We start from the raw sequence: 18,441 nt of genomic DNA on the forward strand, positions 1-18,441 counted from the left end.
AAATGCGCCTTATTTTGCGCCAATTGTACCTGGAGTGGTAATTATTGCTTCTTGAGCCGCTTTAAGCTTTGATCTACTTACCGGTATTCTGGGTGCCATTGGAGTCCCGAATACACAGTACCCTTTGTCCTTTAGCCGCTCAAAGCGATCCACACGTGCTGAATTTACAATATAGCTCCGATGAACCTTGATGAACCCAAAGCTCTCTAGCCTACGGTCTACTTCTGTAATTGGCCATACGCAGAAATATTTTTCTTTTTCAGTATAGACTTGGGAGTAATGTCCATCCGCTCTAATTGCCAATACATCTCTTAAAGCGATAAAAACCTTTGCACCATCACGTTCACAAGGAATATGTTGAGGACCTGAGTTATTTCCTGCATCTGGTCGTTGTTCATCTCCAACACTTTTAACATTTGTGACATGTGGAGACAAAAAGGTTGAACTGACCCACAAAAATAAACATAAAATAATAAAGCTCGATATCACTACGATAACTGCTAAAGTTTCATTGCTTATTAAGGGGCCAAATTCTGACCTTGCTGAAACCTCGACAAACTTTGTATTTAAAATTGCGAGAAAATGAACAGATACCACTGCAATGCCAAAGCAAATCGTAGCTAAAAATATATTTCGGTTATTGCGCTCTTTGTAGGCTACCCAAAAGGCGAGTCCACAGGAAAAAAATGCTACAGAAGAGGCGAGTACTAATCCCTGCACCGAGTAAACTGGTTTACACAACTGCAAACCAGCCATTCCAATATAATGCATAAGAAGTATTCCAGCGCCTACAATACATCCAGCCAGAATTATATTGAAAGAAGTTCTTACAAAGAAATGTAAGATCACAAGCGCCACTGCTACAACCAATATTGCTATTAATGCAGATGCCAGGGTTATTGCTGCGTCATAAAAAACCGACACTGGAAGGCTTAGACCCAACATAGCTACAAAATGCATAGACCAGATGCCACCGCCAAGTGCTACGGCAGCCATGGAAACAGAAATTTTTCGTTGCACTATGGTTTTTGCTGATAGATTTTGTGTTAGAGTGAATCCGGTAAATCCCGATACAACGGCTAAAACGAGAGATAGTGCAACCAGCGTGTGGTCATGTGAATAAGACAAATAATCCATGCGTCATTCTTTAAGCTAGCAAAATCAGCTGGCACTACAGTCTTCCCCACGAAAGGGAAACATGCCTTAGTCCCATAAAATAAGGCAACCTGCCTGAAGAGCAACTTATTTTAAAAATTATTGGTAAGGGATATTTAAATTTTTATATTAAAATCTAGTTCCCTGAGATGGAGAAAAGTAGAACCAAGAAAATTCGATCTTTCATTGAATTGATACTCAGCGCGCTTTCGCCTAAGGCGAGAGGGATAAATCTAGTCTATGCATATCTTTATGGGATAACTTGCCACTTTATGTTTGCCATTGCAGTGATCGCGATGATTTATCATATGTTCTACGGCATGCAAAAAAGCTATGGAAATCTTGAGGGCGCATTAGCAATAATGGCTAATGGAGCACTAATTTTACAATTCCCGCTAGCACATTCTTTTTTATTATCCCAGCGCGGTCAAAAGATACTGAGCTTACTTGGCCCTAAGGACTTAGCCATAAGCTTGTCTACAACAAGCTTTACTATTGTAGCTTCGATACAGTTGTTCGTATTATTTATGTTGTGGTCACCGAGCAAAATTGTCTTCGAACTACCCTTCGAGTTTTTAATATACATCTTACCTATTCTTTATTGTCTGTCTTGGTTTTTATTAATTGTTGCAACCATAGATGCTGGTTTGGAAGTTCAATCTGGGGCACTCGGATGGATCTCGGTTGTGGCTAGAAAGAAGCCCAAATTTCCTGAACTCCCCACAACTGGCCTATATAGAGTAATCAGGCATCCAATTTATGCGTCTTTTTTTCTTGCTGTACTAACCGTCCCAACTTGGACTGCAGACCAATTCGTTGTTTCACTGATATTAGGTGGATACTGTATTTTTGCCCCGATCTTAAAAGACCGTAGGTTAATTGATCGCCACGGTGAAAAATATTTGAGTTACAAAAATACCACTCCATATATGCTTCCTAGCAAAAGAATTAAGTAGAGTTAAAGATCCAATAATTTGCAGTATTTAATTAAAATTTTAAGCAGAGGAACCCTCGCACCAATGACGCGAAAAAATAAAATCAAACCGAGTATTTTTCTTTGAATAAAGATAAAGTCTGAACCAAGGACGGAACTTGGTATAAGTTCCAAATACAAATTAAAATTTTCCTCTGTTATTAACTCAAAAATTTTCGATTTTTGAAAATCAAATACTTCATGCCGAGTTATTTCTTCAATAGCTGTAGCAACTATCTTATCAATAAATTTAGTTCCTTCGGCAGATGCATCTCTGGGTACAAAATTATTTTCCTCTAAGAAAAGCTTTACCTTTTCTACATCTAAGGTCAAAGAAACCTTCAATAAACCTTTATACAACTTATATGTTTCGTCAGAAACTCGACAACATGCTCCAAAATCTAAAACTGAAATTGAATTGTCATCCTTACTAACTAAAAAGTTAGCTAGGTTTGGATCAGTTTGTACGAATTTAAAATTAAAAATCTCATTAAATAGAAGCTCAATCAAACTTAACGAAATTTTATCTTTTTTCGACTGATTGAAGTTTACAAGAGAGGATAACTCCTGGCCCTCCAAGAACGACATCGTGATAGTTTGATCGGTTGTTAATTCATCGTACACTTTTGGTACTTTAAGACAGGAAAAATTTTCTAGAAACTTTGAAAAATTATTTATATTTGCAGCCTCTAGCTCATAGTCAGTTTCTTGCCTTAATAGTTCTCCACATTGCGAAATATAATACTCAAGCGGAAAGTTAGCCGGTAACATTCCTGAATTTTTCATTATAAATTTAAGAGTATTCAAATCATTATCGATTGACTTTTTCACCCCAGGGAATTGTACCTTAATCGCAACGGTCTCGCCAGACGCTAGTATAGCTTTGTGTACTTGACCAATCGAGGCTGCTGCAAATGGCCTGACCTCGAAATTTTTGAAATTTTTTAACCAGCCTTCTCCCCAATTCTCATTAAGCACTTTTTTCAACTGACTCGGTGTCATGGAATATCCAGACGACCTCAGTTGAGCAAATATGGACGATAACTCTGGCGAAAGAATTATTGAGTCGTCTAATGATACTAACTGGCCAAACTTCATTGCCGCACCACGCAAGTTTTTTAACGTGTTTACAGTGGCAGTCACATTTTTTTTTGATACCAACGCTGATCTCAGATCTGGTTTTTTTACTGAAATAATATCCGATAAAAGACTTTGGGATGTATTGAGACCAAGGCGAAATAGTAACCCAGTAGAGAGAGTGGTTCGCGCTAAAGAGCTTACTGGCAAACGCTTTGCAGTATTTTGTTCGATAATGTTCTTCATTTTAAAATCTACGGCGGAACGCTCCTCTGTCGATTACTATTTAGCTGCAAAAGCTAAAAGTCGAGCGCTCTTCGAGCAAATATGAAAAAGCCAATGATAAAAGCGTTTAATCAGATAACTCTTGGCTCTTGAAAATAACAAAAGAATGCATAGCTCAAGCAAATGATTAGGAGACGATAATGAATACTTACACGCAAACATTTGAGGCTGATACAGGCAAGATTTTGAATATTGTTATTAATTCGCTGTATTCAGATCGGGATATTTTTCTAAGAGAATTATTATCAAATGCATCAGATGCGATTCAAAAAAGAAAGTTTTTGGGTCAAACAAATCAATCTCTTCTGAATAACGACGCGGACAGTATTGAAATAATTATAAATATAAAAAAGAAAATAGTTGAAATTGTTGATACTGGTATTGGACTTACCGAAAATGAGCTCGCTGAAACATTAGGAACAATTGCGAAATCAGGAACTTCAGCCTTCTTACAAGAAATGGAGGGCGAGGAGAATTCAAAAGACGCCGCAAAGACCTTAATCGGTCAATTCGGTGTCGGCTTTTACTCCGCTTTCATGGTGGCAGATAAGGTTGAAGTTTTAAGTAGAAAAGCAGGAACCAAACAGGTTAACTCATGGGAAAGTGATGGGCAGAGTGGATTCTCAATCGGTAAATCTGACGAGAAACAAGCCGTTGGAACAAAAATAAAATTATTTCTGAAGAAAGACGCTAAGGAATTTGCGGCTCCTGATAAAATTAAAACTTTGATAAAGAAATATTCTGATCACATTAGCTTTCCTATTAATATTAAAGAGGCAGATGGAGAAATTGAACAGGTAAACTCTGCGACAGCAATATGGACAAAGTCGGCCTCTCAGATTTCAAATGAAGAATATAAGGAGTTTTACAATTCAACCTTTGGGACTTTTGACGAACCGTTTGCAACGTTGCACAATAAATCCGAGGGTACTTTAGAATTTACGAATTTACTATTCATTCCCAAAACAGCTCCGTTTGACCTTTTTGATCCAGAAAGAAAAACAAAGATCAACCTTTATATAAATAGAGTTTTCATCAGCAACGATTTAGACGGGGTTATCCCTACTTGGTTAAGGTTCATCAAAGGTATTCTCGACACCACAAGTTTAGATTTAAATGTCAGCCGAGAAATAGTCCAAAATAACCCTGTGCTGAAGAAAATCTCAAAATCACTTACAAAACGCGTTCTTTCAGAATTAAAGAAAAGATTAAAGAAGGATGAAGAAAGCTACGATGCCTTCTGGGGGCAATTTGGTAAAGTCCTCAAGGAAGGGCTATACGAAGACATAGAAAACAAGGACAAAATAGCAGAAATTATAAAGGTACATTCGTTTAAAGGGGACAAATTAATAACACTTCAAAGCTATATCGAGTCGATGGTGGAGGGGCAGGATAAGATATTTATCCTCACTGCTGATACATTGGCACAAGCTAAATCCAGTCCACATCTTGAGGGCTTCAAAGCGAAGGGTATTGATGTTTTATTAATGACGGATCCAATCGATGCTTTCTGGACTTCTCAAATGAAGAGTTTTCAAGAAAAAGACTTCGTCTCTATTTCCAGAGAAAAATATGATCTTGCAAAACTAGGTGATGTGAAAGATGAAGACGTTGAGGAAACCGAAAGTAACGATGAAACTTATACACCAATTATAAAAGAAAGCCTTGGTGATTTAGTCGAAGATGTAAAAACATCCAAAAACCTTGTAGACAGCCCTGTGCGCTTAGTAGCCGGTGAGGGTGGTTTAGACTTTAATTTGGAAAGAATTCTCAAAGCCCAAAATCCTGATTTTGAGGGCAGTAAAAAAATATTAGAAATCAACAGCAACCATGAATTGATCAAAAAGCTGCCAGCGCTTACATCCGAACTCCAGAAGTCTTTATGTCGTGTATTATTTGAGCAAGCAAGAATTCTTGATGGTGAAATGCCATCTGATAGCCAACAGTTTTCCAAAGATTTAATAGCTATCGGTTTGAAACTTGGGTAGTAAGGCAGGAATTAAACAGCACTTAATTACATTAGTTTTTATTAAATTAAGAAGCTATCGCTAGTTTTGGAATAGAGGCAAATTTACTACTTCCAAACCAGCTCTCAAAGGTCTCTATTAATTTTTGCGACCCCTCTAGTTGAAATGTATTAGCCATAGTTTCACTGGTTTGAGAATCTTCTCCTAGCCATACCTTTGTCAGGGATGTAAGATTTGTTTCTATATAAAGATCTACATCTAAACTAGGATCAAGATACCCAACATCCGGTCGCTCTTTTCCATTGAAAACAAACCACCAATTAGACGTTTTCTTAGGGGCATCTGTAATATGAATTTGCAAAACAGCCTCATTCATCGGAAAGCTTTCCATCCTCAGATTTCGCCGGATATCCCAAATCAATAGATTTTCTTCAGCGCTATCAAGATGGTGCCTCATATCTATCCATCTCTTACCCCAGCTGCCAATCGCATGGATAACTTCGAAAAGCTCATCTCCTGCCTGCGTAAGAATATACTCGGTTTTACGAGATCCTCTGGGACTCTCTACCCGTTTAAGAATACCATGCCACTCAAGCTCTTTTAACCTCTTTGAAAGAAGTGTTGGGGACATTTTAGGCACACCTTTACGGATATCGTTGAAATGTTTAGATCCTAAACACAATTCCCTTACAATGAGTAGAGTCCACCGAGATTCTAAGACTTCTGCGGCCATCGCCACCGGACAAAACTGCCTGTAAGACGCACTCATTTCTCATCTCCCTAAGAGTAAATTTTAATAAGTAAAGCTGAATAGTAAAAGTTTAATGAATTACTTCTCCAAACGAAGCAAAAAACTGGCCCAAGCTTTAATTACGTTGGGTTATTTAAATAGTGCCTAAATTTTAATCGGTAAAAATATAATTTTTGCGTGCACGACTAACTGACAATTGCTCATACCAAACGCCGTACAGGGTCTAAAATGATTTTGCAAAGCTATTTTTATAAATAACCTTAATGATATGCTATACTTTTAAAAAAACTAAAGCTGAAGGATGTTTTTGATGTCAGGAAAAATTGAAATCTTAAATTTTATAGAAAACGAAAAACACGAAATTATATTATTTCTCCAGGAGTTTATTAAAGCGGCGAGCCCTAACCCACCCGGAGACACAACAATAGCAGCCAAAGTAATAAGCAAACTTTTAGAAAAACACAAAATGCCATTTCGTTGGGTTTCACCACAAAAGACGATGCCCAATATTGTTGGCTCAATTAATGGAAGTAAACCAGGCCGTCATTTAGTACTAAACGGTCATATAGACGTATTTCCTGTCTCAGATGACTACTCAGAGGAAGGTTGGATTACGCCTCCTTGGAGTGGTGAAATTATTGAAGATAAAATATACGGCCGCGGTTCAACTGATATGAAGTGCGGGACGAGCGCAAGCATTTGGACCTATATCATTTTGAACAAGTTCAAAACAAAATTTTCAGGAAAATTGACTTTGACCTGTGTATCTGATGAAGAAACTTTTGGACCTTGGGGAAGTCGGTGGCTTATTGACAATGAACCTGAAGTACTTGGTGATTGTTGCCTGAACGGAGAACCCTCAAGTCCCTTTACAATTAGATATGGCGAAAAAGGACTATTATGGCTGACTTTTAAAGTCCGAACTGATGGTTCACATGGCGCTTATACCCATTTATCAAAATCTGCTACCTTAGTGGCCACCGATCTAATTCAGGAATTGAAATCTTTAGAGGCTTTAGATGTAGAGGTTCCCCAAGAATTGCTTAAGGCACAGGAAAAATCTGCAACTGCTTTTGATCAGGGTATGGGAGTTGGTGCTGCCAATATAGCACCAAAGGTGACCCTTAATATTGGTACAATTTCTGGTGGCTTGAAGAATAATATGGTCCCGTCTGAGTGTTCCTTTGAAGCAGATATTAGACTTCCAGTGGGCTGCAATTTAGATAAAATTTTTAATTCTATTGCCGAAATAACTAAAAAATTCCCAGAAGCTTCAATGGAACAAAATATGCTTAACCCACCATCACATTGCAATCCAGATGGAGATATGATGCAGATTTTGAAAAGTAATGTGCAAGATTTGAGAGGTTTTAAACCAGAGCCAGTAGTCAGTCTCGGTGGTACCGATGCAAGACTTTGGCGATACAAAAATATTCCCGCATATGTATACGGCCCAACACCAACTGGCATGGGCTCGGCTAATGAAAATGTTCCAATTGATGATTATCTTCATCTAGTAAAAACACACGCATTATCAGCCTATGATTATTTAACCAACTAATTTGTCGTAACTCTGATTATTTCAGCAAATCAGCATGCCAATTTGAACTTGCAACTGGCAACAGAAAGAATAAATGTGTTTACAAAACACACACCAACAGAATTCTGAAGGAACACTTTATGGAAAAACTAGACTTCTATATTAATGGAGCTTGGGTAAAACCATCCACTAGTAAAACCCTTGACGTGATTAACCCAGCGACTGAAGAAGCTGTTGCGAAAATATCATTGGGGTCTGAAGTCGATGTTAATTTGGCGGTGAGTGCTGCCAGATCTGCTTTCGACGGTTATTCACAAACACCGGTTGCACAACGCATCGAACTACTCACGACAATCAGAGAAATTTACAAACGAAGAATTGATGATGTCGCAGATGCAATTCAGACTGAGATGGGGGCCCCGACAAGTTTGGCAAGAGGTGCCCAAGCAATGGTAGGTCTAGGGCATTTAAAAGCTGCAATACGATCTCTGAGTAATCATGAATTCGAATTTAAACATGGAAAGTTTTTAATAAGGCATGAACCAATTGGAGTCTGCGGCTTAATTACTCCGTGGAATTGGCCCGTGAACCAAGTTGTTTCTAAACTCGCTCCCTGTATTGCAGCGGGATGCACTGCCGTCTTAAAACCATCAGAAATTGCACCTCTGTCATCTATGGTTATAGCAGAAATTTTACATGAAGCTAATGTTCCTGCAGGCGTATTTAATCTGGTAAATGGGCTAGGTCCTGAAGTGGGCGAAGCAATGTCTTCTCATCCTGACATCGATATGATGTCATTCACGGGTTCGACACGAGGTGGAGTTGCGGTAGCTAAAGCATCAGCAGATAGTGTTAAAAGGGTGAGCCAAGAGCTGGGTGGTAAATCTGCCAATATAATTCTTGATGATAATCATTTTAATAAATCAGTAGAAACTGGTGTTGAGTTTTGCATGAATAATACAGGTCAATCATGCAATGCTCCGACGCGTATGTTAATTCCAGAGGGTCGAAAAGAGGAAGCATTCGCAATAGCAATTAAAAAAGCGGAAAACACTATCGTGGGCGACCCAAAGGGTGATAACACCACAATCGGCCCCCTGGTAAGCGATATTCAATTCGACAAAGTCCAAAGTCTGATTGATACCGGAATAAGCGAAGGCGCCACGCTTCTGGTTGGCGGTACTGGAAAACCTGAGGGTTTGAATAAAGGCTATTACGTTAAGCCCACGGTATTTGGTGATGTAACAAATGATATGACAATCGCACGCGAAGAAATTTTTGGACCAGTTCTATCAATCATAACATACAGCGATATTGACGAAGCGGTATCCATAGCAAATGATTCTGAATATGGCTTAGCTGCTTATGTTGCTGGGGAAAACAAGGAAGATTTAACAGCTATCGCTAGGCGACTAAGAGCCGGTCAAATTCATATAAATTATGGCTCTGGTGGCGCAGATGCTCCGTTTGGCGGATACAAACAGTCTGGGAACGGTCGAGAGAAAGCTGAATGGGGATTTGAAGAATTTCTTGAAGTTAAAGCAATTATGGGTGGGTAAATTTTCTAAAATTTGTTTTTCCACTGCAAACATTGAAATATAATAGGCAAAAATATGGTTAGCCTTCCGGTATTCAATCTCGGGGGATTTGAGAATTCAACAGGAACCTCTAGGAAAAGCTACTGCACAAAACTGGATAAGTTTTGCAGTGAGGTTGGGTTTTTATTAATAGAAAATCATGCGGTGCCAGATAAAATTATTGAATCCCAGTGGAGCGCCGTTAAACAATTTTTTTCTCAGGCTCCAGACGCAAAGATGAAGGTAAGCGTGCCCTACCCTGGTTATCCATATGGCTGGATAGGACCAAATAAGGAAGCATTAGCAGCATCAAAGGGAGAAAAGACACCACCAGATCTAAAAGAAAGTTTTAATGGTGGACCATTACAGACCCCCACAAAAAAAATCAAAGATGGGCGTGCTTATGAATTCTGTTATCAACCTACAATTTGGCCAGAAATTGATGGCTTCAAAGAGGCATGGACTAACTATTATCTAGAAATGGAAAAATTAGCTGCCAGAATTATGTCTGCATTTGCTGAAGCACTAAACCTTGAGCCATATTTTTTTGACAAATATCTCAAATGCCCAATATCAGCATTACGCGCGCTATATTACCCTGAAACGACTCACGTGCCAGAATACGGTCAACAACGAGCCGGTGCACATACAGACTATGGTTCCTTGACAATTCTACTCCCACAACCGGAAACCTCAGGATTACAATTAAAATTAAATGGTAAATGGATAGACGTGCCGACAATTAAGGATACTTTCGTCATCAACATCGGAGACCTCATGGAACTTTGGACTGGTGGGAGGTGGATATCTAAGTTACATCGTGTTGTAGCAAAACCAAACCAACCAGGGCGAAAGAGTCTTGCATTTTTTCATCAGCCAGATTGGGAAGCAAAAATTTATCCTATAAATGCAGTCAAAAATGAGCCTGTGATTTCTGGTCCTTATCTAATGGAAAAGTTTCTAAGCACAGGCACCTAAGCTTACAAAAGACAAATTATTAATCGATTTAAATAATTTTAGCAAAATTTCTAATATTCTAGCTACACAAAATTGCAATAAATAGATATGGTCCTCATCATAGCTTTCGAGGAATAGATGCTAGAAGTTAACTCACCAAAAAAGAAACCGAGAAGATCGCGGCCAGTACTCGTGGCTGATGCAATTAAAGAGTGGGTAGTAAAAAGAGATTTAAGTAGTGGAGATAAGTTACCTAACGAAAGCGCTATGATTGATCAGTTCGGCGTGTCAAAAGGAACTGTGAGAGAGGCTTTGCGCATTTTGGAGGCACAAGGATTAATCATCACAAAAACAGGGCCGGGCGGTGGTAGTATTGTTGGGGAAGTCTCTGTAGAACGCACAAGGGCTCTTCTAGCAAACTATTTCTATTTTCAAGATCTCTCCATCGCGGATATTTATCAGATGAGAAAGTCTCTAGAACCGGAGCTTGCTGCAAGTCTAGCAGGAAAGTTAAGTAGTGAGCAGTTGGCTGAGCTACGGATGCTTGCAAATCAATTTCCTAAGCCTGCAGAATCTGCAGAGGAAGAAAAGGAGCAACACATTGCATCTTTAGCATTTCACTCAAAATTATCCGACTTTGGAAAAAATAAACTGCTAGGGTTCATTATCGGTTTTATGTCCCAAATTCTTACCGAATTAACTCTCTATAAAAAGTTGTATGAGCCACCAAACTTTGAACTTTGGAGTAAAGGTAGGGAACACCAATTGCACTTAATTGACGCGTTAGATCGAGGAGACCCTACAAAAGCTCGAGAAATTATGACATCTCACATGCAGATTGCAGAGACATTAATGAAGCAGCAAGAAGCTCAGATTGTTAGACGTTTTATAGCAGAGTGACACTGGCTATTGTTAATTTGATTGGGTCTTAAAATTCCTAAAAAGATAGATTAACTAAATACCACCCCATATTATTTTTCCTTCCGCCATTTCATTTTTTTACTCAATACAGGGACTTCATCCAGCCAATTTACATATGGTGCTTTTTGTGAAGTTTCATACAGCTCGTTTAAAGCTTCTATTGGGCTTCGATGAGAATCTATGCGTAAATCTAAAGGTGGCCTATCTGGGTCAAAAACTAACAGAGCAGCAGACTTCAGACCTCTTGTATCTCCCCCTTTAGAAGCTCCTGCAGATAAGATTTTTATTAAGTGCCGACCAACCAAAGATATACTTTTACTTAAGGTCTCTTCCATTGCCAGAAGCACCTCACGGCTCTCCAGCATATTTCCAGAAATAACGTAATTCTCACCAACCAAATGGCCCGCATATTGAATACTTTCAATTCCAGTAAAAGCTGCTGGCAAACCATTTTTATCAATTGCCGCTACTTGCCGATACCCCTTTCCAGCGTCATTACCAGTGGCTTCATCAATCGCAAGTCTAGACGATTTACCCTCATACATACGCCGGATGATATCATCACGCCAAAAGGTGCTGGGAGAAGTTCCCTGGGAAGCAACAAGACCTGATTCGATATCACCGCGCAGCACCCATCCACCTACACAAAGGTTCCCGGTAGCAGCAGCCGCAGCAAAAACGCCTGTTTTCTTATTAAAAGTGAGAACAGAAAGTGTCATTTTACCCACCCATCACATTGTTCTTGATTTTATCATGATAATTTGCGTGAATGCAATTCATCATGATAAATTTATTTGGAAAGGAATAATACCATGGCACTGCTAGACTATACTCGCAGGGCGATGTTGGCTGCAGGTACAGCAACGGCTATCGCCCTTTCCGCAATTTCAGTTACTGCTCAAACTCCAGATGACGTGTTAGTAGTTGGTCAAATTGCCGAACCAAAGGCGCTAGATCCAGCCGCCGTAACAGCTGTTAACGATTTTCGCATCTTAATGAATCTCTATGATGGCCTTGTAAGATATAAAGATGGTACCCTGGAGGTTGAGCCCGCATTGGCAACCTCCTGGAATATCAGTAACGATGGTACAGAATATACATTTTCATTAAGGCAAGGTGTTAAGTTTCATGACGGAAGTGATTTCAATGCTGACGCGGTAAAATTTAACTTTGATCGTATGTTGGATGAAGCGCATCCTTACCATAATACTGGCCCGTTTCCTCTATCATTTTTCTTCTCAGCAATTGTTTCAGTAGACGTTTTGGATCCTATGACGGTGAAATTTACGCTGAATGCGCCATACGCTCCATTCTTGTCGAATCTTGCCTATCCTACAGGGCTAATTGTTTCTCCTGACGCAGTTGCGAAACATGGGACAGATTTTGGAAGGAATCCTTCCGGTACCGGAGCATTCAAATTTGGAGAATGGCGCTCAAACGAAGCCGTCGTAGTTGAGGCTAATTCAAGTCATTGGGAAGGCGCACCAAAGTTACAGGCCGTTGTCTTTCGTCCGATCACTGATGCAAACACCAGAACCGCAGAAATGTTAGCAGGCGGTATAGATATGATGGTTGAAGTGCCTCCAGTCGCATTAAGCAAATTCCAAGGTGATGGCTATACTGTCCACGAGCAGGCCGGTCCACACGTTTGGTTCCTTATCCTGAATGCTAAAGAAGGACCGTTTTCAGATGTACGCGTACGTCAGGCAGCAAACTACGCCATAAACAAGGAGGCTATTGTTAATGATGTATTGGAAGGCACTGCTGCGGTTGCCGCTGGCCCAACTCCGCCAGCATTTGCTTGGGCATATAATAATAGCCTAGAGCCATATCCATATAATCCTGAAAAAGCTCGACAACTTATATCCGAAGCTGGAGCAGATGGAGCAGAACTTACTTTTTTTGTGACAGAGGGTGGTTCTGGGATGCTAGATCCGGTGGCTATGGGAACTGCCATTCAAGCTGACCTTCAAGCCGTTGGCCTTAAAGTTAATATTGAAACTTACGAATGGAATACCTTCCTTGGCGAAGTAAACCCTGGGTTAGAGGGTAAAGCTGATATGGCCGAAATGGCTTGGATGACAAATGACCCTGATACTCTTCCTTTCTTGGCACTTCGCACCGAAGCTTGGCCAGATAAAGGAGGGTTTAATTCTGGTTATTATTCAAACCCGAAGGTTGATGAATTGTTAGAAGCCGCACGTGCTTCAACAGATCAGAGTGAAAGAGCACGTCTGTATCAGGAAATGCAGACAATTGTTCAAGAGGACGCTCCATGGGTATTTGTTGCAAATTGGAAGCAAAATGCTGTTACATCCGATCGTGTAGGTAGCTTTTCATTGCAACCATCCTTTTTTCTATTGTTGAATAACGTAGACAAAAATTAATTAATAACTGGCGTAGCTTTACCAAATAGTTTAGCTGCGCCAATTTCTCCAGGGCCGGCGATGCTTGGTTATATTTTAAAAAGGCTGTTCTCAGCCATACCGGTTTTATTAGGCATCTCAATAATTGTTTTTTTAATTATGGCTATGATCCCGGGTGATCCTGCTACTGCCATTTTAGGATCTTTTGCAACGCCGGAGAATGTAGAAAAGCTCAACCGAGATCTAGGCTTAGATAAAACTCTATTTCAGCGTTATTTCATCTGGCTAGGAAATATTTTGCAGGGAGATTTTGGCAGAAGTTACTCTTTAAATAAAAATGTTATTGATGAAGTGGTTGAGAGATTTGGAGCAACTCTTATCCTAGCTGGCACCTCTTTCATAATGTGCTCACTCATTGGAATTTGCGCCGGTGTGCTATCTGCTGCCAAACAATTTCAGTTAACCGATAAGCTAATTACCTTCATAGTTTTATTAGGTATATCCATACCTTCATTTTTTCTTGGTATGATGATGATATTATTGTTCGCTGTTCATCTTAGATGGTTTCCCGTGTCTGGTATGTGGCCCATATATGGAGCTCGCGACCTAACTGCACTAGCAGGCCACCTAGCACTACCTGCCTCAGCGTTAGCTGTCGTTGCGACTGGGGTCATTGCCAGATTATCAAGATCAGCAATGCTAGAGATTTTAAGACAAGATTATATTCGTACTGCCCGTGCCAAAGGTTTAGATGAAAAAATTGTAATATGGCGCCATGCACTCCGTGCGGCAATGGTCAGTATACTTCCAATTTTGGGAATTCAGGCAGGATTTGTTTTATCAGGTGCAGTTTATATTGAAATGGTTTTCCAATGGCCTGGCGTTGGAAGAATGCTTGTCGATGCAATCTTAAAACGTGATATTTTACTCGTTCAAGGTGGTGTTGTATTCGTTGCAGCTTGCTATGTAATTTTCAATATTGCAGTTGACGTTGCTCAACACCTTTTAGACCCAAGGATTAAAACATGATTGGGTTTTTGAAATTATTATCTCGCAATCGTTTATCCCTCGCTGGTTTAGTTGTCATAATAGCAGTCATATTTGTAGCCCTAGTAACACCTCTATTACCCCTCCCTGACCCAGATGTTATTGATACTAAAAATAGATTTAAAACACCTTTTAATACTGACGCTATTTTAGGTACAGACCATCTTGGCCGCGACCTTATGAGTAGATTACTATGGGGAACGCGCCTCTCACTTGCAGTTGGTTTTTGTGCCGCATTTTTGGCAGCTTTAATTGGATCTTCAATTGGAATAATTTCAGGCTTCTACGGTAAACATGTGGATAATATACTAATGCGCGGCATAGATATGCTAATGGCATTTCCCTACATCTTACTTGCTTTGGCCATTGTTGCTGCCCTGGGGCCAGGCTTGTTTAATGCGCTAATTGCTGTCGCAATAGTGAATATTCCTTTTTTTGCCCGAAATATCAGGGGCGTTACCGTAGGCATTACTCATAAAGAATTCATTGATGCTGCAAGGCTATCTGGAATGACAGACACCCGTATCATTATCACTGAAGTATTACCTAATGTGTTTCCAGTAATAGTAATTGCAATGTCGACCACCGTAGGCTGGATGATTTTGGAAACTGCGGGTTTAAGTTTTTTAGGTTTAGGGTCCCAACCACCGCAGGCAGATTTGGGCTCAATGCTTGGTGAAGCACGCGCAGCATTAATAACTAGTCCCTATACATCAGTAGTCCCTGGAGCAATGATCTTAATAATTGTGATGGCAATCAACTTACTTGGGGATGGTATACGCGATGCGTTGGATCCAAGGTTAAAATCAGGAGTACTGTCTAGCCCGAGGCCTAGAACTCTAGTAGCAGATTATAGTAAAACTAAAAATTTAGACGCTTCAGAACTACTTTCAGTTTCAAACTTAAAGACACAATTTCATATCGGTAATCGAAATTATAAAGCTGTAGATGGTGTTAGTATATATGCAAAAAAAGGAGCCTGCTTGGGAATTATTGGCGAAAGTGGATCCGGAAAGTCCGTGACCGCATTAAGTATTATGGGGTTAGTTTCTTCTCCGCCTGGCATTATCACTGAAGGTTATGTGAATTATAAGGGTATTGATCTTATACAAACAAATGATCAAAAACTTCGATCTTTAAGGGGTGGTAAAATCTCCTATATTTTTCAAGATCCTCTATCGTCTTTGCATCCACTTTACACAGTTCAACAGCAACTAGAGGAAGCAATTCTAGCGCATCAAAACCTGTCAAAAGAAGAAGTATATCAGAAATGTATTGAGCTTTTGAAATCAGTTCGCATACCTAATCCAAAGCAACGTGCTAAAGATTACCCACATCAACTGTCTGGTGGCATGCGCCAGCGCGTTAGTATCGCTATGGCTCTTGCAAATGACCCAGAAGTAATAATTGCAGATGAGCCTACGACAGCACTAGATGTAACTGTCCAGGCACAAATTTTATCATTATTGAGAGAGCTTACCAGTCAAAGAGGATTAGCAATTATTTTCATCACGCATGATTTTGGTGTTGTTTCCCAAATTTGCGATGAGGTGGCTGTAATGTATGCTGGTAAAATTGTGGAGTATGGTCCATCAGAGATGATTTTAAATCACCCAGCACATCCCTACACTTCTAAACTCATGGGATGTGTACCAGAAATTGGTAAGGGCAAAAGAAAGCTAGCCTCTATTGATGGGCTGCCCCCAATGGTTGATAAACTTGATCAGGGATGTGCCTTTGCTCCTCGCTGTCAAAGCACAATTTCTGAATGTTTAACTAACGATATCAAGCTCAGAGATGTTAACAGAAATATGAAAGTTAGATGTATTAAACCCGAAACTCATCTCTAGGACCACGTGATGCAACCCATACTTGAAGCAAAAAATCTCCTAAAGAATTTTCCATTAAATATGGGAATATTAGAAAGAAAAAAGGCACAAATCCATGCCGTTAGGTCCGTTTCGCTCAAAGTTAATAAAGGCGAAACTTTGGGCATTGTGGGAGAATCGGGCTGTGGGAAATCCACACTTGCAAGAATGCTGGTAGGACTAACTGAACCGACGAATGGAGACATACTAATACAAAACAATAAACTAGACAAAAAAAGCCAGAAATCTGGTCTACCTAGGGTAATTCAATATGTATTTCAGGACCCTATTAGCAGTTTGAACCCTCGAAAGACTATCAGACAAGTCATGAACGTTCCACTTACTCACTTACAAAAGTTATCAGAAAAAGATCGAGAAAAACAAATAAAACAGTTATTTAAAGCTGTGAATTTACAAGAGGAATTTTTGGAAAGATACCCTCATGAATTTTCTGGAGGCCAAGCGCAACGTATAGGAATTGCCAGAGCCCTAGCAGCGAATCCAAGAATTCTAGTTTTAGATGAACCAGTTTCTGCATTGGACGTATCAGTACAGGCTCAAGTTCTAAATTTACTATCAAGTCTCAAAAAAGATTTTGGTTTAACATATGTCTTTATCAGCCATGATCTTGCGGTTGTTGAAACCGTAAGTGACAGGGTGGCAGTAATGTATTTTGGAGAAATAGTGGAGATCGGGCCAGCCCAAGAAATTTTCATAAAGCCCAAACATCCTTATACAAAACTATTGGCTGAAAGTGCTCCAAAGATTGGAACCAAGTTGCAACTAAACGAAAAATCAAACAAAGATTTACCAGATCCAACCCATCCACCAAAAGGTTGCGCATTTTTTGCGAGATGCAATCACTCAACCGATAAATGCCTAGACGCACACCCAGAACTACAATCGGACGAAAATAGTGTATTCGTCGCTTGTCACAATCCATTAGGATAAACCGGTTTTAATTATGAATATAAACTCGAAAAGATTTCTATCTGACCTTCATGAACTTAGAACTATTGGTGCTGCAGGTGTCGGAAAGGGAGTGATAAGACCAGCCTACTCGAAAGCTGACATATCAGCAAGAAACTGGCTAGCAGATAAATTTGCCCAAGCGGGTTTAACGCCTCACTATGATCCAGTAGGCAATCTTTTTGGACTAGCTCAAGAAAGTTCAATTTTAATTGGATCACATTCAGATACTCAGCCTCAAGGAGGATGGTTAGACGGCGCACTTGGAGTTATCTGCGGTTTAGAGTTGGCACGGCTATCACGCGAAAATAATGGGCCAGCAATTTCCGTCGTCAGCTTTCAAGATGAGGAAGGCCGCTTTGGTGTAACCACTGGCAGTGCTATATGGGCAGATATCCTATCACTGGAAGAAGCCGATAACTTGATTGACAAAGATGGCCTCCAGTTTTCTAACGAAAGAAAAAAAATTTCCAAAAATTCTCTAGATTTTGTTAATCCAAACCGCTTCACTGGTTTTATAGAATGTCATATTGAACAAGGACCTTGGTTATACGAAGCGAACCATACCGTCGGCATAGTAACAGATATTGTTGGTATTAGAGACATGCGCATCACCTTCAATGGACAACAAAACCATGCTGGCACCACTCCAATGCATAGACGCATCGATGCCTATCAGTTAATGTTAAGCTTCAGCCAGTTAATCAATGACCGCTTCAGAAATGTTGTTACCCCTTCAACTGTATGGACGACTGGCCATGTCAGGATAGAACCAGATGCTCACTCAATAGTACCAGGGAAATGTACTTTTTCCATGCAATGGCGCGATGGCGACGATCAGCGCTTAGACAAAATGGAAAATATAATACGAAGCACAGCACTTGAAGTGGCTGACAGAGATGGCGCCTCAGTTGATTTTAGTAAAATGCACGGACTGAAGCCAGTGCAAATGGACCAATCTTTGCAAGACATTCTTCGTAACGCTGCT

The 18,441-nt window shown here is 40.0% G+C and carries 15 protein-coding genes; 11 read left to right on the forward strand and 4 right to left on the reverse strand.

Features of this window, described 5'->3' with window-relative positions:
- Nucleotides 1–9 precede the first annotated feature (9 nt).
- Complete coding sequence (locus ACTF5Q_RS06225; protein WP_438953777.1) at nucleotides 10–1,137, reverse strand: MHYT domain-containing protein; 1,128 nt, start codon at nucleotides 1,135–1,137, stop codon at nucleotides 10–12.
- Between the two features lie 167 nt (nucleotides 1,138–1,304).
- Here ACTF5Q_RS06225 and ACTF5Q_RS06230 point away from each other — a divergent pair, with 167 nt between their 5' ends.
- The gene (locus ACTF5Q_RS06230) at nucleotides 1,305–2,111 is read left to right on the forward strand and encodes a methyltransferase family protein (protein WP_438953778.1); all 807 of its coding nucleotides are present in this window, start codon (nucleotides 1,305–1,307) and stop codon (nucleotides 2,109–2,111) included.
- Nucleotides 2,112–2,113: 2 nt separating this feature from the next.
- Here the strand turns inward: ACTF5Q_RS06230 and ACTF5Q_RS06235 are convergent, their stop codons facing one another.
- The gene (locus tag ACTF5Q_RS06235; protein WP_438953779.1) at nucleotides 2,114–3,451 is read right to left on the reverse strand and encodes an ABC1 kinase family protein; all 1,338 of its coding nucleotides are present in this window, start codon (nucleotides 3,449–3,451) and stop codon (nucleotides 2,114–2,116) included.
- 179 nt (nucleotides 3,452–3,630) lie between these two features.
- On the opposite strand from ACTF5Q_RS06235, the gene htpG reads away from it, so the two are divergent.
- On the forward strand, nucleotides 3,631–5,478 hold the full coding sequence (gene htpG, locus ACTF5Q_RS06240; RefSeq protein WP_438953780.1) for a molecular chaperone HtpG: 1,848 nt from the start codon (nucleotides 3,631–3,633) through the stop codon (nucleotides 5,476–5,478).
- Between the two features lie 46 nt (nucleotides 5,479–5,524).
- On the opposite strand, the gene ACTF5Q_RS06245 is transcribed toward htpG, so the two are convergent.
- Nucleotides 5,525–6,226 (reverse strand): winged helix-turn-helix transcriptional regulator, encoded by a 702-nt coding sequence (locus tag ACTF5Q_RS06245; protein ID WP_438953781.1) that lies wholly within the window; start codon nucleotides 6,224–6,226, stop codon nucleotides 5,525–5,527.
- Nucleotides 6,227–6,518: 292 nt separating this feature from the next.
- Here ACTF5Q_RS06245 and ACTF5Q_RS06250 point away from each other — a divergent pair, with 292 nt between their 5' ends.
- The 4 genes from ACTF5Q_RS06250 to ACTF5Q_RS06265 all read left to right on the forward strand — a co-directional run bounded on the left by ACTF5Q_RS06250 (nucleotide 6,519) and on the right by ACTF5Q_RS06265 (nucleotide 11,182).
- Nucleotides 6,519–7,769, forward strand: coding sequence for a M20/M25/M40 family metallo-hydrolase (locus tag ACTF5Q_RS06250; RefSeq protein ID WP_438953782.1), 1,251 nt, complete (start codon nucleotides 6,519–6,521; stop codon nucleotides 7,767–7,769).
- A 119-nt stretch (nucleotides 7,770–7,888) separates the two neighbouring features.
- Nucleotides 7,889–9,307 carry an aldehyde dehydrogenase family protein gene (locus tag ACTF5Q_RS06255; RefSeq protein ID WP_438953783.1) on the forward strand — a complete coding sequence of 473 codons (1,419 nt, stop codon included), beginning with the start codon at nucleotides 7,889–7,891 and terminating at the stop codon, nucleotides 9,305–9,307.
- A 54-nt stretch (nucleotides 9,308–9,361) separates the two neighbouring features.
- Nucleotides 9,362–10,303 (forward strand): isopenicillin N synthase family dioxygenase, encoded by a 942-nt coding sequence (locus ACTF5Q_RS06260; protein WP_438953784.1) that lies wholly within the window; start codon nucleotides 9,362–9,364, stop codon nucleotides 10,301–10,303.
- Between the two features lie 117 nt (nucleotides 10,304–10,420).
- Entirely contained in the window at nucleotides 10,421–11,182 is a 762-nt protein-coding gene (locus ACTF5Q_RS06265; RefSeq protein WP_438953785.1) for a FadR/GntR family transcriptional regulator, read from the forward strand.
- A 71-nt stretch (nucleotides 11,183–11,253) separates the two neighbouring features.
- Here the strand turns inward: ACTF5Q_RS06265 and ACTF5Q_RS06270 are convergent, their stop codons facing one another.
- Nucleotides 11,254–11,922, reverse strand: a complete 669-nt coding sequence (locus ACTF5Q_RS06270) for a DUF1028 domain-containing protein (RefSeq protein WP_438953786.1) — start codon at nucleotides 11,920–11,922, stop codon at nucleotides 11,254–11,256.
- Nucleotides 11,923–12,015: 93 nt separating this feature from the next.
- On the opposite strand from ACTF5Q_RS06270, the gene ACTF5Q_RS06275 reads away from it, so the two are divergent.
- From ACTF5Q_RS06275 to ACTF5Q_RS06295, 5 genes are all read left to right on the forward strand, one after another.
- Nucleotides 12,016–13,590, forward strand: a complete 1,575-nt coding sequence (locus ACTF5Q_RS06275) for an ABC transporter substrate-binding protein (protein WP_438953787.1) — start codon at nucleotides 12,016–12,018, stop codon at nucleotides 13,588–13,590.
- Between the two features lie 60 nt (nucleotides 13,591–13,650).
- Nucleotides 13,651–14,598: an ABC transporter permease gene (locus ACTF5Q_RS06280; RefSeq protein ID WP_438953788.1), complete on the forward strand. Its 948-nt coding sequence runs from the start codon at nucleotides 13,651–13,653 to the stop codon at nucleotides 14,596–14,598.
- On the forward strand, nucleotides 14,595–16,466 hold the full coding sequence (locus tag ACTF5Q_RS06285) for a dipeptide/oligopeptide/nickel ABC transporter permease/ATP-binding protein (protein WP_438953789.1): 1,872 nt from the start codon (nucleotides 14,595–14,597) through the stop codon (nucleotides 16,464–16,466). The genes ACTF5Q_RS06280 and ACTF5Q_RS06285 overlap by 4 nt, the downstream gene beginning before the upstream one ends.
- A gap of 9 nt (nucleotides 16,467–16,475) precedes the next feature.
- Complete coding sequence (locus ACTF5Q_RS06290) at nucleotides 16,476–17,435, forward strand: ABC transporter ATP-binding protein (RefSeq protein ID WP_438953790.1); 960 nt, start codon at nucleotides 16,476–16,478, stop codon at nucleotides 17,433–17,435.
- A 13-nt stretch (nucleotides 17,436–17,448) separates the two neighbouring features.
- Nucleotides 17,449–18,441, forward strand: a 993-nt coding sequence (locus tag ACTF5Q_RS06295; RefSeq protein ID WP_438953791.1) for a M20/M25/M40 family metallo-hydrolase, incomplete at its 3' end; no start/stop codon positions are given.

The organism is Candidatus Salinivivens marinus (assembly GCF_965655845.1).
Taxonomy (GTDB): Bacteria; Pseudomonadota; Alphaproteobacteria; order Rhodobacterales; family Rhodobacteraceae; genus Salinivivens; species Salinivivens marinus.

Bases quoted from the DNA above. Each gene is read 5' to 3' on its own strand.
- ACTF5Q_RS06255 (WP_438953783.1), top strand. From the start codon at position 7,889: ATGGAAAAACTAGACTTCTATATTAATGGAGCTTGGGTAAAACCATCC.
- ACTF5Q_RS06225 (WP_438953777.1), bottom strand. From the start codon at position 1,137: ATGGATTATTTGTCTTATTCACATGACCACACGCTGGTTGCACTATCT.
- ACTF5Q_RS06285 (WP_438953789.1), top strand. From the start codon at position 14,595: ATGATTGGGTTTTTGAAATTATTATCTCGCAATCGTTTATCCCTCGCT.
- htpG (WP_438953780.1), top strand. From the start codon at position 3,631: ATGAATACTTACACGCAAACATTTGAGGCTGATACAGGCAAGATTTTG.
- ACTF5Q_RS06235 (WP_438953779.1), bottom strand. From the start codon at position 3,451: ATGAAGAACATTATCGAACAAAATACTGCAAAGCGTTTGCCAGTAAGC.
- ACTF5Q_RS06230 (WP_438953778.1), top strand. From the start codon at position 1,305: ATGGAGAAAAGTAGAACCAAGAAAATTCGATCTTTCATTGAATTGATA.
- ACTF5Q_RS06265 (WP_438953785.1), top strand. From the start codon at position 10,421: ATGCTAGAAGTTAACTCACCAAAAAAGAAACCGAGAAGATCGCGGCCA.
- ACTF5Q_RS06250 (WP_438953782.1), top strand. From the start codon at position 6,519: ATGTCAGGAAAAATTGAAATCTTAAATTTTATAGAAAACGAAAAACAC.
- ACTF5Q_RS06290 (WP_438953790.1), top strand. From the start codon at position 16,476: ATGCAACCCATACTTGAAGCAAAAAATCTCCTAAAGAATTTTCCATTA.
- ACTF5Q_RS06260 (WP_438953784.1), top strand. From the start codon at position 9,362: ATGGTTAGCCTTCCGGTATTCAATCTCGGGGGATTTGAGAATTCAACA.
- ACTF5Q_RS06275 (WP_438953787.1), top strand. From the start codon at position 12,016: ATGGCACTGCTAGACTATACTCGCAGGGCGATGTTGGCTGCAGGTACA.
- ACTF5Q_RS06245 (WP_438953781.1), bottom strand. From the start codon at position 6,226: ATGAGTGCGTCTTACAGGCAGTTTTGTCCGGTGGCGATGGCCGCAGAA.
- ACTF5Q_RS06270 (WP_438953786.1), bottom strand. From the start codon at position 11,922: ATGACACTTTCTGTTCTCACTTTTAATAAGAAAACAGGCGTTTTTGCT.
- ACTF5Q_RS06280 (WP_438953788.1), top strand. From the start codon at position 13,651: ATGCTTGGTTATATTTTAAAAAGGCTGTTCTCAGCCATACCGGTTTTA.